At 59.8% G+C, this 12,503-nt stretch carries 10 protein-coding genes, 1 tRNA gene and 1 rRNA gene; 7 read left to right on the top strand and 5 right to left on the bottom strand.

Features of this window, described 5'->3' with window-relative positions; genetic code table 11:
* Nucleotides 1-55 precede the first annotated feature (55 nt).
* Nucleotides 56-1,012 (bottom strand): ADP-glyceromanno-heptose 6-epimerase, encoded by a 957-nt coding sequence (rfaD, locus tag PG899_RS04000; RefSeq protein WP_029302357.1) that lies wholly within the window; start codon nt 1,010-1,012, stop codon nt 56-58.
* A 156-nt stretch (nt 1,013-1,168) separates the two neighbouring features.
* On the opposite strand from rfaD, the gene PG899_RS03995 reads away from it, so the two are divergent.
* The 5 genes from PG899_RS03995 to PG899_RS03975 all read left to right on the top strand — a co-directional run bounded on the left by PG899_RS03995 (nt 1,169) and on the right by PG899_RS03975 (nt 7,231).
* Nucleotides 1,169-1,813 carry a TetR/AcrR family transcriptional regulator gene (locus PG899_RS03995; RefSeq protein WP_011707886.1) on the top strand — a complete coding sequence of 215 codons (645 nt, stop codon included), beginning with the start codon at nt 1,169-1,171 and terminating at the stop codon, nt 1,811-1,813.
* Nucleotides 1,814-1,928: 115 nt separating this feature from the next.
* The gene (locus tag PG899_RS03990) at nt 1,929-3,119 is read left to right on the top strand and encodes a glycine C-acetyltransferase (protein WP_029302358.1); all 1,191 of its coding nucleotides are present in this window, start codon (nt 1,929-1,931) and stop codon (nt 3,117-3,119) included.
* A gap of 56 nt (nt 3,120-3,175) precedes the next feature.
* Nucleotides 3,176-4,204: an L-threonine 3-dehydrogenase gene (gene tdh, locus PG899_RS03985; RefSeq protein ID WP_077096274.1), complete on the top strand. Its 1,029-nt coding sequence runs from the start codon at nt 3,176-3,178 to the stop codon at nt 4,202-4,204.
* Nucleotides 4,205-4,404: 200 nt separating this feature from the next.
* The gene (locus PG899_RS03980) at nt 4,405-4,860 is read left to right on the top strand and encodes a c-type cytochrome (protein WP_024945508.1); all 456 of its coding nucleotides are present in this window, start codon (nt 4,405-4,407) and stop codon (nt 4,858-4,860) included.
* Between the two features lie 85 nt (nt 4,861-4,945).
* On the top strand, nt 4,946-7,231 hold the full coding sequence (locus tag PG899_RS03975) for a putative bifunctional diguanylate cyclase/phosphodiesterase (protein ID WP_041216899.1): 2,286 nt from the start codon (nt 4,946-4,948) through the stop codon (nt 7,229-7,231).
* A 7-nt stretch (nt 7,232-7,238) separates the two neighbouring features.
* Here the strand turns inward: PG899_RS03975 and rep are convergent, their stop codons facing one another.
* Nucleotides 7,239-9,251 (bottom strand): DNA helicase Rep, encoded by a 2,013-nt coding sequence (gene rep / locus PG899_RS03970; RefSeq protein WP_077096273.1) that lies wholly within the window; start codon nt 9,249-9,251, stop codon nt 7,239-7,241.
* A 152-nt stretch (nt 9,252-9,403) separates the two neighbouring features.
* On the opposite strand from rep, the gene PG899_RS03965 reads away from it, so the two are divergent.
* Nucleotides 9,404-10,624 (top strand): aminotransferase class V-fold PLP-dependent enzyme, encoded by a 1,221-nt coding sequence (locus PG899_RS03965; RefSeq protein ID WP_077096272.1) that lies wholly within the window; start codon nt 9,404-9,406, stop codon nt 10,622-10,624.
* A gap of 13 nt (nt 10,625-10,637) precedes the next feature.
* Entirely contained in the window at nt 10,638-11,072 is a 435-nt protein-coding gene (locus tag PG899_RS03960; protein WP_016352382.1) for a SufE family protein, read from the top strand.
* Between the two features lie 21 nt (nt 11,073-11,093).
* On the opposite strand, the gene tcdA is transcribed toward PG899_RS03960, so the two are convergent.
* The 3 genes from tcdA to rrf form a co-directional block, all read right to left on the bottom strand.
* Entirely contained in the window at nt 11,094-11,930 is an 837-nt protein-coding gene (gene tcdA / locus PG899_RS03955; RefSeq protein WP_077096270.1) for a tRNA cyclic N6-threonylcarbamoyladenosine(37) synthase TcdA, read from the bottom strand.
* Between the two features lie 147 nt (nt 11,931-12,077).
* Nucleotides 12,078-12,154, bottom strand: a tRNA-Asp gene (locus tag PG899_RS03950).
* A gap of 98 nt (nt 12,155-12,252) precedes the next feature.
* Nucleotides 12,253-12,367, bottom strand: a 5S ribosomal RNA gene (gene rrf / locus PG899_RS03945).
* Nucleotides 12,368-12,503: the final 136 nt, after the last annotated feature.

The raw sequence follows: 12,503 nt of genomic DNA, 5'->3' as shown, positions 1-12,503 counted from the left end.
AGCAGGTATGGCCTGCTTCCGGCTTGTCTGCACATGGCTGTGTAAAACTCACCCGTTAACGGTTGAGCCACGCCATATAATCCGCGACCCCTTCGGCCACGGTTTTGAACTCGGCGTCATAACCGACGCCGCGCAGCTTGGTCATGTCTGCCTGGGTGAAGCTCTGATAGTGGCCCTTGAGGTGATCCGGGAAGGGAATGTACTCGATGGCACCCTTCTGATGATGCTTGATCACCGCTTCGGCCACGTTCTGGAACGGTTCGGCCCGGCCGGTACCGCAGTTGAAGATGCCGGAGTGCTGCGGATTCTGCCAGAACCAGAGGTTCACCTTGCAGACGTCATCCACATAGATGAAATCGCGCATCTGGCCGCCGTTGGGGAAGCCGTCGCAGCCTTCGAACAGCTTGGGATTCTCGCCCTTCTTCACCTGAGTATTGAGGTGGAAGGCAACCGAGGCCATGGAGCCCTTGTGCTGCTCGCGCGGGCCATAGACGTTGAAGTACTTGAGACCGACTACCTGGGAGTTGATCTCCGGCATCCAGCGACGCACGTACTGGTCGAACAGCTGCTTGGAGTAGCCGTAGACGTTGAGCGGCTGCTCGAACTTCGGATCTTCGATGAAGTTGTCGTTGCGCCCGCCATAGGTGGCGGCAGAGGAGGCGTAGATAAACGGAATTTCCCGCTCGATGCAGTAGTGGAACAGATCCTTGGAGTACTCGTAGTTGACCTCCATGATGAACTTGCCGTTCCACTCTGTGGTGGCGGAGCAGGCGCCTTCGTGGAAGATCACCTCGATGCCGCCATCCCACTCTTCAAATTCGTCGCCGGAGACGATCCGCGCCTGGAACTCATCCTTATCCATGTAATCGGCAATGGTCAGATCGACCAGATTGACGAACTTGGTGCCGTCGGTCAGGTCATCGATGACCACCACATCGGTCCGTCCTTGAGCGTTCAGCTGCTTGACCAGATTGCTGCCGATAAAGCCAGCACCGCCAGTTACTACGATCATGGAGTTTGCCTCGCGTACGTTGATGGCCACGTGTGACTGCCTGTTAAAGCTGTGTATAGTGAGCCAATTTGAAATTGCCGAAAAGTTTATCACGGGCCGCAAGGGGATTCGACCTTGACGATTTCACCGGCCAGGGGCCCGGCAGAGGGAACAGCGATGAAAACCAGAGACAGGATCATTCACAGCGCCACCGAGCTGTTCAACGATCAGGGTGAGCGCAACATCACCACCAACCACATTGCCGCTCATCTGGGCATCAGCCCGGGCAACCTCTATTACCACTTCCGCAATAAAGAAGACATCATCCACTCCATCTTCGACCAGTACGCCCGCCACCTGAGCGAGAGCTTCACGCCGGCGCGCAGCGACGAGATCAAGCTGGAAAACCTGATGGGCTATCTGGATGCCATCTTCTATCTGATGTGGCAGTTCCGCTTCTTCTACGCCAATCTGCCGGACATCCTCAGCCGCGATGAGCCACTGCAGCAAAAATACCTCAAGGCCCAGGAGCAGTTGCGCGCCGCCGTGGTGGCCCTGCTCAGAAGCCTGCGCGAGGGCGGCATCATAAATGTCAGCGACGAGGATCTGCCGGATCTGGGCCAGACCATCAAGATGGTGGTCACCTGCTGGATCCCGTTCCAGATTGCCCAGGCCCCCAACACCCGCATCACCAAGCCGTTGCTCTATCAGGGCGTCTTGCGGGTACTGTTCCTGCTGCGCCCCTATGTGCAGCCCCAGGTGGCCGACCAGATCCGCCAGCTGGAACAGCACTATCGTCAACTGGCCCAACCAGCCGGGTGAGATCTGTTTCACAATTGTTGAATGTCAGCACAATCATTTGAATTCACCGCAACAGATTGCAGTAAAATACTGCCCATTGTTGATAATCAGCTGAAATAGCCAATAAGGATCGAGGATGTCTAACGGATTCTATCGTCACCTGACCGAGCAGCTTGAGCAGGTGCAGGCTGAAGGGTTGTACAAGCAGGAGCGCGTCATCACCTCGGCCCAGCAGGCCCGGATTGCGGTGGGCGGCGAGCAGGTGCTGAACTTCTGTGCCAACAACTATCTGGGGCTGGCCAACCACCCTGACCTGATCGCAGCGGCTCATCAGGGGCTGGACAGCCACGGCTTCGGCATGGCCTCGGTCCGTTTCATCTGCGGCACCCAGGATCAGCACAAGGAGCTGGAGCAGAAGATGTCTGCCTTCCTGGGCACCGAAGACACCATCCTTTACTCCTCCTGCTTCGATGCCAATGGCGGTCTGTTCGAAACCCTGTTCGGTGCCGAAGACGCCATCATCTCCGATGCCCTCAACCACGCCTCCATCATCGACGGGGTCCGGCTGTGCAAGGCCAAGCGCTATCGCTACGCCAACAACGACATGGCCGAGCTGGAAGCCCAGCTCAAGCAGGCTGACGCCGACGGCGCCCGCTTCAAGCTGATCGCCACCGACGGCGTCTTCTCTATGGATGGCGTCATTGCCGACCTCAAATCCATCTGCGATCTGGCCGACAAGTACGACGCCCTGGTGATGGTGGACGACTCCCACGCCGTCGGCTTCATCGGCGAGAACGGCCGCGGCACCCACGAATACTGTGGCGTGATGGACAGGGTCGACATCATCACCGGCACCTTGGGCAAGGCGCTTGGCGGCGCCTCCGGTGGCTACACCTCCGGCAAGAAGGAGGTGATCGACTGGTTGCGCCAGCGCTCCCGCCCCTATCTCTTCTCCAACTCGCTGGCCCCCTCCATCGTCGCCGCCACCATCAAGGTGATCGACATGCTGGCCGAAGGGCATGCGCTGCGCTCCAGCCTCAAGGAGAACAGCCAATACTTCCGCGAGCGAATGAGCGCCGCCGGTTTCACCCTGGCCGGGGCCGATCACGCCATCATTCCGGTGATGCTGGGTGACGCCAAACTGGCCGCCGAGATGGCAAGCCGCATGCTGGCTGCCGGCATCTACGTGGTGGGCTTCTCCTTCCCGGTCGTGCCCAAGGGCCAGGCCCGCATCCGCACCCAGATGTCCGCTGCCCACACCCGTGAGCAACTGGACAAGGCCATCGATGCCTTCATTCGCATCGGCCACGAACTCGACATCATCTGATTTGAATCAAGGGGCCTGGCGCCCCTTCTTTCTGCATTCATCGTGAAGGAACAACCATGAAAGCGCTCTCCAAACTGCACAAAGAAGTCGGCATCTGGATGACGGACGTACCGGCCCCCGAACTCGGCCACAACGACCTGCTGATCAAGATCCGCAAGACCGCCATCTGTGGCACCGACATCCATATCTACAACTGGGACGAGTGGTCACAGAAGACCATCCCGGTGCCCATGGTGGTCGGCCACGAATACGTCGGGGAAGTGGTCGCCATCGGCCAGGAAGTGCGCGGCTTCGCGGTCGGAGACCGGGTATCCGGTGAGGGCCACATCACCTGTGGCCACTGCCGCAACTGCCGTGCCGGCCGCACCCACCTGTGCCGCAACACCATAGGCGTCGGCGTCAACCGCCCCGGCGCCTTCGCCGAGTATCTGGTGATCCCGGCCTTCAACGCCTTCAAGCTGCCGGACAACGTCCCCGATGAACTGGCCGCCATCTTCGATCCGTTCGGCAACGCGGTGCACACCGCCCTCTCCTTCGACCTGGTCGGTGAAGACGTGCTGATCACCGGCGCCGGCCCCATCGGCATCATGGCCGCCGCCGTCTGCCGCCACGTGGGTGCCCGCCACGTGGTGATCACCGACGTCAACGAATACCGGCTCGAGCTGGCCCGCAAGATGGGCGCTACTCGCGCCGTCAACGTGGCCAAGGAGCAGCTCAGCGACGTGATGAGTGAACTCGGCATGACCGAAGGGTTCGACGTGGGGCTGGAGATGTCCGGCGTGCCTAGCGCCTTCCAGGACATGATCGACAAGATGAACCACGGCGGCAAAATCGCCATGCTCGGCATCCCCCCCGCTACCATGGCCATCGACTGGGGCAAGGTGATCTTCAAGGGACTGTTTATCAAAGGGATCTACGGTCGAGAGATGTTCGAGACCTGGTACAAGATGGCCAGTCTGATCCAGTCCGGGCTGGATCTCTCCCCCATCATCACCCACCGCTTCCACGTCGACGACTTCCAGCAAGGGTTCGATGCCATGCGCTCAGGCCAGTCCGGCAAGGTAATCCTCAGCTGGGGCAAATAAGCCTTTCGGCCCGCCCATGAGATGAAACCCGGTGAAAACCGGGTTTCTTTTTTTCGGGCCAGCCTCGCCAGTTTGTGATCTGACGAAGAAACTTTGCACGCAGAGTGCTTAACACTTCACACACAAGCGTTTAAATGGCTGTAACTATTCGGTTATAATCCAGTCGTTTTCTAGGGATAATAAAAGCCTGCTGGGAGTACATGAGCGTGTTGAAAAAACTGAGCTATTTGCTGGCGGTCGGGATGACGGCCGCCAGTTTGTCCGGCGTGGTGCTTGCTGCCGATGATATGTCACCGGAGGCAATTGCCGAGCGGATCAAGCCTGTCGGTCAAGTCTATACCGCCAAGGATCTGGAAGGGATTGCGACCGCAGGCGCAGCCCCTGCGGCGGCAGCGGCATCTGGTCCGCGCGACGGCGAAGCCGTGTTCAAGGGCGCCTGCTTCGCCTGCCACGATGCCGGCATCGCCGGTGCCCCCAAGCGTGGCGACAAGGCCGCCTGGGAACCACGTATCGCCCAAGGCATTGAAACACTTAAGAAACACGCCATTGCCGGCTTCGCAGGCAAGACCGGTGTGATGCCGCCACGAGGAACTTGCGCCACCTGTAGCGATGAAGAGATCGAAAACGCCATTCACTACATGATCGACAAGCTCTAAGTGTTTGAAAGGGCCGCATTTGCGGCCCTTTCAATCTGATGACTTCCGGCTACTCTTTGTAGGGTAGGCAAACCGGGAGTTACTCATGTCAGCGCAACCAATAGCACCCCATTACTCGACTCCCTTGCTGGCGTTGGTCTCCGCTATTATGGATTTCCCCGCCCCCTCCGCCGCCACTTCCAAAGATTATGACACCCTGATCCAGCAGCTGAACCAGCTCTGCCCGCTGCAGCATTTCGGCATGCTCGGCTTGTCGGAAGCCGGCCTGCAGTGGGTATGCGAATACCAGATCTCCGACAGTTTCAAGTTGCAGCTGGGGCTGGAGGAGTCGCGCATCACCGATCAACTGACCCAGCTCGATGAAGCCGATGGCTGGTGCTCGCTGCCGGTCGAGCATGGTCAGGTCCAGTGGCTGCTGGCCTGCTGCCAGCCCAAGGAGCTGCCAACCCTGCGCCTGCTGCTGGAGTGCCTGGCCAAGCGGTTGAACGAGACCCAAGCAGGCTCCCAGCTGTCGGAGCTGGCCTCACCGCTGATCCGCAAAGACCCTGACTGGCAGAAGAAGATCGAGAGCATCAACCGCATCATCCGGCTGGCCAATACTCTGCCCAGTCAGGCGCTGTTTTCCCAGCTCGAGGCAGTCCTGCGCCAGATGCTGGCCATTCAGGACATGCTGCTGGTGCGCATCGACAGCCACCGGCTCGAGAAGATCTATCCGGAGCAGCCTCCCCACAGCGACGAGTTCATCACCGGGTTGTGCCACAGCACCAACAACATGGAGCAGCACAAGGAGCAGCTCTACTGGTACAGCCAACCGCTGCGCCTGCAGCAGCAGTACTTCGCCCACTTTCTCATCAGCCTGCAGCATCCGCTGGAAACCGATGACCGACTGTTTCTCGACTTCCTGCGCAGCCAGCTCACCCTGCTGCTGGAGCTGAGGCGGATCCGCCAGCAGCTGCACGACATCAACTCGGAAGATTCCATCAACCAGCGCCTGCAGCAGTTGCGTCAGACCAACCTCCGGCTGCAAAAGCAGCTCAAGCAGCATCAGGAACTGGAACGGCGGCTGCAGTTCGACGCCCTGCACGATCCGCTGACCCAGCTGCCCAACCGGGCCCTGCTGATGAATCACCTCAACCACGCCATGACCCACTTTCACCGCTACAAGTCGCCCGGTTTTTCGCTGATCTTCATCGATGTGGACCACTTCAAGCAGGTCAACGACACCCTGGGTCACAGCGCCGGCGACCAGCTGCTCAAGGAGATGAGCCGCCGCCTGCAGACCTGCATTCGGCAAAACGACATGGTGGCCAGGCTAGGCGGGGATGAATTCGTCATCTATCTGGACAACAGCAAGACCGAGGAGGATATCAGCCCGGTTCTCAACCGCATCATCAGCCGCCTCTCCTACCCTTTTCGACTGATGGGCAACGAGCTGGGCATCACGGTCAGTCTGGGGGTGGCCAGCGTATCGGAACAGACCTCCGACATCAGCCAGCTGCTTCATCAGGCCGACTTGGCCATGTACCAGGCCAAACGCAACGGCCGCAGTCGCATCGTCAGCTATTCGGAAGAGTGCTCGGTCCAGACCTGGGCCTCACCGGAAGAGATGCTGGCAAGAGCGCTGCGTGAAGGGCGCATCGTCCCCTATTTTCAGCCGGTGATCCGGCTCAAGGACAGCCGGCTGACCGGGCTGGAGGTGATGGCCCGCTGGATCACCGAAGAGGGGGTACTCAAGGATGCGTTCGACTTTATCCCGCTTGCGGAGCAGTGTGGTCTCATTCAGGAGCTGGACTACCAGATCCTGAGCCACACCTGCCAACAATTGAAGGAGTGGCTGCCGCTGTCAGGCCAGAGCAAGTTCAAGGTGGCCATCAACTTGTCCGGCAAGCATCTGGTCAGCCATGAGCAGATCATGAAGTTGGTTGAAATCATCGAATCCGAGGGGATAGCCCCCGGTTATCTGATCTTCGAGTTCAACGAGCGGGAGCTGTCACGGCAGGACTCCGATGCCCTCACCTCTTTGCACGAATTGAGAGCCAAGGGTATCCAGATCAGTCTGGATGACTTTGGGACCGGGTTTTCGTCCCTCAACGCCCTGTTCCACTTTCCGGTGGACTACATCAAGGTGGATGACAGCTTCACTCATCGCATGCTGCAGTCACCCAAAGATCTCGCCCTCATCCGTGCCATGCGCGACATCTGCCAGGATCTGGACTTCACCCTAGTGGTGGAAGGCATCGAAAACCAGCAACAGCTACAGAAACTGATCGATCTCGGTTGTCTGATGGGCCAGGGGCGCTATATCTCGCCGCCCATGCCCGGAGCCGATATCACTCCCCTGCTCACCCAGACCAAGAATGAGCGCGGCTAACCACCACTCAATCCTTCTTGAACAGCGCTCTCAGGTTGGCGACCCCGACCTGCCCCTTCTGCTGACGCTCCTCGGCCGTCACCTTCTTCTGGTTTTCCCACTCCAGATCGTCCTGCGGCAACTCCAGCAGGAAGCGGCTCGGCTCCGGCCGCACCGACTCGCCGTACTGGCGCCGCTCCTTGCAGAGGGTAAAAGTCAGCTCGGTCTGGGCCCGGGTGATGCCCACATAGGCGAGGCGCCGCTCCTCCTCCACGTTGTCTTCGTCAATACTGGTCTGGTGCGGCAGCAAGCCCTCCTCCATGCCCACCATGTAGACATAGGGAAACTCCAGCCCCTTGGAGGCGTGCAGGGTCATCAGCTGCACTTGGTCAGCCTCGTCCTCTCCCTCATTGCGCTCCATCATGTCACGCAGGGTGAGCCGGGTAACCACCTGAGCCAGGGTCATCGCCTCCTCCAGCTCATCCCCCTCCAGCATCTCGGTGATCCAGCGGTAAAGGGTGGAGACGTTCTGCATCCGCATCTCTGCTGCCTTCGGGCTGGGAGAGGTCTCGTAGAGCCACTCCTCGTAGTGGATCTCCTTGATCATGTCCCGCACCGCCTCCACCGGATTGCCACGCAGCGCCTGATCGCCGAGCCGCACCAGCCAGTTGGTGAAGGCCTGCAGGGCGGATAGACCGCGCCCAGAGAGGTGTTGCTCCAGCCCCAGCTCGAAGCTGGCGGCAAACAGGCTCTTGCCGCGCTGGTTGGCATACTGGCCCAGTTTTTCGAGGGTAGTGGGGCCTATCTCGCGGCGCGGCAGATTGACCACCCGCAGGAAGGCAGTGTCCTCATCTGGATTCACCAGCAGCTTGAGGTAGGCCATGATGTCCTTGATCTCGGTGCGGGAGAAAAAGGAGGTGCCGCCCGAGATACGGTAGGGAATGCGGTTGGTCATCAGCGCCTTCTCGAAGATGCGCGACTGATGGTTGCCCCGATAGAGGATGGCGTAGTCTTTGAACCGGGTGCGATTCATAAACTTGTGGCCCATCAGCTCGGCGGCGATACGCTCCGCCTCGTGCTCCTCATTCTTGGCAAACAGCACCTTGAGCTTCACCCCTTCATCGAGCTCAGAGAAGAGGGCCTTGTCATAGACGTGGGGGTTGTTGGCGATCAGGATGTTGGCGCACTTGAGGATGCGCTTCTTGGAACGGTAGTTCTGCTCCAGCTTGATGAGCTTGAGGCTGGGAAAATCCTCGTTCAGCAGCACCAGATTCTGCGGCTTGGCACCGCGCCAGGAGTAGATGGACTGGTCATCGTCCCCCACCACGGTAAAACGGGCCCGCTCGCCGACGATCTGCTTCACCAGCTCGTACTGGCTGGTGTTGGTGTCCTGATATTCGTCGACCAACAGATAACGGATCTTGTTTTGCCAGCGGGTGCGCACCTCCTCGTTGCTCTTGAGCAACAGGGTCGGCATCACGATCAGATCGTCAAAATCCAGCGCGTTGTAGGCCACCATCTGGCGGTGATAGCGTTCATAGAGCTGGGCCAGCAAAACTTCTTCCGGGCCGCGGGCGATGCGCATGGCGCGAGCCGGCAGGATGAGGTCATTCTTCCAGTTGGAGATCTGGCTGATGAGGGCCGAGAGCTTGTCCTTGTCGTTGTCGAGCTCCGCCTCGGTCAGCTCTTTCAGCAGCGCCAGCTGGTCGGTGTCGTCGAACAGGGAAAAATTGGCCTTTAGATTCAGGCTCTTGTGCTCGCGGCGGATGATCTCGAGCCCCAGAGTGTGGAAGGTGGAGACCATCAGCCCCCGTGCCTCCTTGCGACCCAGGGTCTGGCCGACCCGCTCCTTCATCTCCCGCGCGGCCTTGTTGGTGAAGGTGACGGCGGCGATGTTGCGCGCGCTGTAGCCGCACTGCTGTACCAGATAGGCAATCTTGTTGGTGATGACGCGGGTCTTGCCCGATCCGGCACCCGCCAGCACCAGGCAAGGGCCGGAGACAAACTTGACCGCTTCGTTCTGATTGGGGTTGAGCTTCATGGGCCGGATCTCTTGGCTTATGATGAGGGGCGGCATTGTAACAGAGATCCCGCAGGCAGCCGAAACCGCAGGCAATATCCCGTCACTGCGCCTTGTGTTTGACCGCCATTTTCCGGATCATGGCCGACTTTTCCAGATGATATGAGGGGAGCATGAACCAGCAACAGCACGCCCGGCTGCGCAGCCAGTTTCCGGCCTTGGCGCAAGAGGTCAACGGCCACCCTCTGATCTATCTGGATAACGCCGCCACTACCCAGAAACCCCAGGTGGTGCTGGACGCCATCGCGCATTACTACAGCACCGACAACGCCAACGTACACCGCGCCGCCCATGCCCTGAGCGGCCGTGCCACTCGTGCCTTCGAGGCCGCCCGCGAGACGGTTGCCCGCTTTATCAATGCGCCTCACAGTCGCGAGGTAATCTGGACCCGTGGCACTACTGAGGCGATCAATCTGGTGGCCCAGAGCTGGGGCATGAGCGAACTTCAGGCGGGAGACGAGATAGTGCTCAGCACCCTGGAGCACCACGCCAACATCGTCCCCTGGCAGCTGATTGCCCAGCGTACCGGTGCCGTGATCCGGGTCATCCCTCTCGATGAGCGGGGCGATCTCGATCTGGCGGCCTATCGCGCCATGCTGGGGCCACGTACCCGGCTGGTGAGCGTGGCCCACGTATCCAATGCCCTTGGCACCGTCAATCCGGTCGCCCGGATGGTAGAGGCCGCCAAAGCGGTTGGCGCCGTGACGCTGATCGACGGTGCCCAGGCAGTGGCCCATCTCGAGGTGGATGTACAAGCCATCGGCTGCGACCTCTACGCCTTCTCCGGTCACAAGCTCTATGGCCCGACCGGGATCGGCGTGCTGTGGGGGCGCACCGAGCAGCTGGAGCGGATGCCACCCTGGCAAGCGGGGGGCGAGATGATCGACAGAGTCAGCTTCGCCGGCACCACCTTCAACACCCTGCCCTTCAAGTTTGAAGCCGGTACCCCTCATATTGCCGGCGCCATCGGCCTCGCCGCTGCCATCGACTTTGTGATGGAGCAGGACAGGGACTCACTGGCCAGCCATGAAGCGGCACTGGCCGACTATCTGGTTGCCGGACTGCAACAGGTGCCGGGTCTGCGTCTGGTCGGCGAACCCGGCCAGCGCGCCGGCGCCGTCTCCTTTCTGCTGGACGAGATCCACCCGCAGGACGCCGCCACCCTGCTCGACATGCAGGGGATCGCGCTGCGGGTCGGCCATCACTGCGCCATGCCGCTGATGGAATCGCTCGGTATCGGCGGTACCCTGCGCGCCTCGCTGGCCTGCTACAACAATCGGGACGATGTCGACGCCCTGCTGGCCGCCCTGCACAAACTCAGTGACTTCTTCTAAGGCAGACAATCCAATGAACAGCCTCGCAACCTATACCCGGATAGGCGTTGAGCCCGACGCAAATAGCATCCGTCAGCAATTTGCCGCAGCCCACGGCTGGGAGAACCAATACCGGCTCATCATCCAGCTCGGCAAGCAGCTGCCTGCCCTGCCCGGCGAATGGCAGCAGGAGGCATTTCGCCTTAAGGGATGTGAAAGCCAGGCCTGGCTGAAGGGGGAGAAAGGCGAGGATGGTAACTGGCACTTTGCCTGCGATTCAGATGCCCGCATCGTGCGGGGCCTTATCGTCATCGTGCTGGCGGCGCTCAACCACCAACCCGCAGCGGCGATCCACTCCTTCAACATGGAGGGCTATTTCAGCGAACTGGGACTCGAGAAACACTTGAGCCCGTCGCGGGGCAACGGGCTCAGAGCTATCGTGTTGGCGATCCGGGAGCAGGCCGTCTAACCCGCCTTGCCCAGTGGTCGATTAGGCTTCGCCAATCGACCCTGCGCCTTCATTCCCGGCCTCTTTATCGGCACGGGCTCCCCGCTCGGCAATCTTCTTCAATACCCGGGAAGCCGCGACCAAGCCAAAGGTAGCCGTCACCGGCGTCACGGCGCCGAAGCCGGAGGCGCAATCCATCTTCATATTGCCGTCGCTGGCCGCCTTGGCCTGACAGGTGCCGCCATTGCCATCCGGATAACTCAGCTGCTCGGTTGAGAAGACACACTCCACCCCGAACTTGCGTGCCGGATTCTTGCTGAAGTTGTGCAACCGACGCAAATCGGAGCGCACCTTGGCGGCCAGCGGATCCTGGATAGTCTTGGCCAGGTCGGCCACGGTGATCTGGGTCGGGTCCATCTGCCCGCCAGCACCGCCGGCCACGATCACCGGGATCTTGTTGCGCTTGCAGAAGGCAATCAGCGCCACCTTGGCCTTGACCGAGTCAATGGCGTCCACCACATAGTCAAACTCCCGCTTGATATACTCGGCCAGGTTGTCGGCGGTGACGAAATCATCCACCTCGATCACTTCGCAATCCGGATTGATGGCGCGAATGCGCTCTGCCATCACCTCCGTCTTGAGACGACCGACCGTCCCCTGCATGGCGTGGATCTGGCGATTGGTGTTGGTGATGCAGATATCGTCCATGTCGATCAGGGTGATCTGGTTGATGCCGGCCCGAGCCAGCGCCTCGGCCGCCCAGGAGCCGACGCCACCTATCCCGACCACACAGACTTTCGCCTGGCTAAAAGAATGCAGCGCACTCTGACCATAAAGACGGGCAATGCCCCCGAATCGCTGTAGATACTCTGCTTTCATACCACCACCTTGCTTGAGGGCGGCCATTATAGCGGCAACCTCTCTCAGGGGCGATGATCGGATGATGGCGGTGTTGATGTGAGGGAAAATGAGTGCGGTATCGGAAACGAAAAAAAGCCCAGTCGTTAGACTGGGCTTCTTAAGTAGTGGCGGAGCGGACGGGACTCGAACCCGCGACCCCCGGCGTGACAGGCCGGTATTCTAACCGACTGAACTACCGCTCCGCTGTCTGGTTAGCTTTTTGCTAAATTGTCTGCCGCTTCATTGAGGTGTCATCCTCGCAGCCAGTAATGTGATTCTTCACATCACCGTTTAATTGGGTGCCTGGCAGTGTCCTACTCTCGCATGGCGAATGCCACACTACCATCGGCGCTACCGCGTTTCACTTCTGAGTTCGGCATGGGTTCAGGTGGTTCCACGGCGCTATGGCCGCCAGGCAAATTCTTCAATCTGTGAAAGCTGATGTAAGTAGTTTCGTATTTGTCACAAGGCTCGAAACACTTCTTGGGTGTTGTATGGTTAAGCCTCACGGGTAATTAGTATGGGTTAGCTCAACACGTCGCCGCGCTTACA

Origin of the sequence: Aeromonas sp. QDB39 (genome assembly GCF_027707585.1) — a bacterium.
In the GTDB taxonomy this organism is placed as follows: domain Bacteria; phylum Pseudomonadota; class Gammaproteobacteria; order Enterobacterales; family Aeromonadaceae; genus Aeromonas; species Aeromonas hydrophila.
Note: the sequence above shows the minus strand (reverse complement) of the source record. Positions and strands in the feature narration are given on the sequence as shown.

Bases quoted from the DNA above. Each gene is read 5' to 3' on its own strand.
- rfaD (WP_029302357.1), bottom strand. From the start codon at position 1,012: ATGATCGTAGTAACTGGCGGTGCTGGCTTTATCGGCAGCAATCTGGTC.
- tdh (WP_077096274.1), top strand. From the start codon at position 3,176: ATGAAAGCGCTCTCCAAACTGCACAAAGAAGTCGGCATCTGGATGACG.
- PG899_RS03975 (WP_041216899.1), top strand. From the start codon at position 4,946: ATGTCAGCGCAACCAATAGCACCCCATTACTCGACTCCCTTGCTGGCG.
- tcdA (WP_077096270.1), bottom strand. From the start codon at position 11,930: ATGAAAGCAGAGTATCTACAGCGATTCGGGGGCATTGCCCGTCTTTAT.
- rep (WP_077096273.1), bottom strand. From the start codon at position 9,251: ATGAAGCTCAACCCCAATCAGAACGAAGCGGTCAAGTTTGTCTCCGGC.
- PG899_RS03980 (WP_024945508.1), top strand. From the start codon at position 4,405: ATGAGCGTGTTGAAAAAACTGAGCTATTTGCTGGCGGTCGGGATGACG.
- PG899_RS03995 (WP_011707886.1), top strand. From the start codon at position 1,169: ATGAAAACCAGAGACAGGATCATTCACAGCGCCACCGAGCTGTTCAAC.
- PG899_RS03990 (WP_029302358.1), top strand. From the start codon at position 1,929: ATGTCTAACGGATTCTATCGTCACCTGACCGAGCAGCTTGAGCAGGTG.
- PG899_RS03965 (WP_077096272.1), top strand. From the start codon at position 9,404: ATGAACCAGCAACAGCACGCCCGGCTGCGCAGCCAGTTTCCGGCCTTG.
- PG899_RS03960 (WP_016352382.1), top strand. From the start codon at position 10,638: ATGAACAGCCTCGCAACCTATACCCGGATAGGCGTTGAGCCCGACGCA.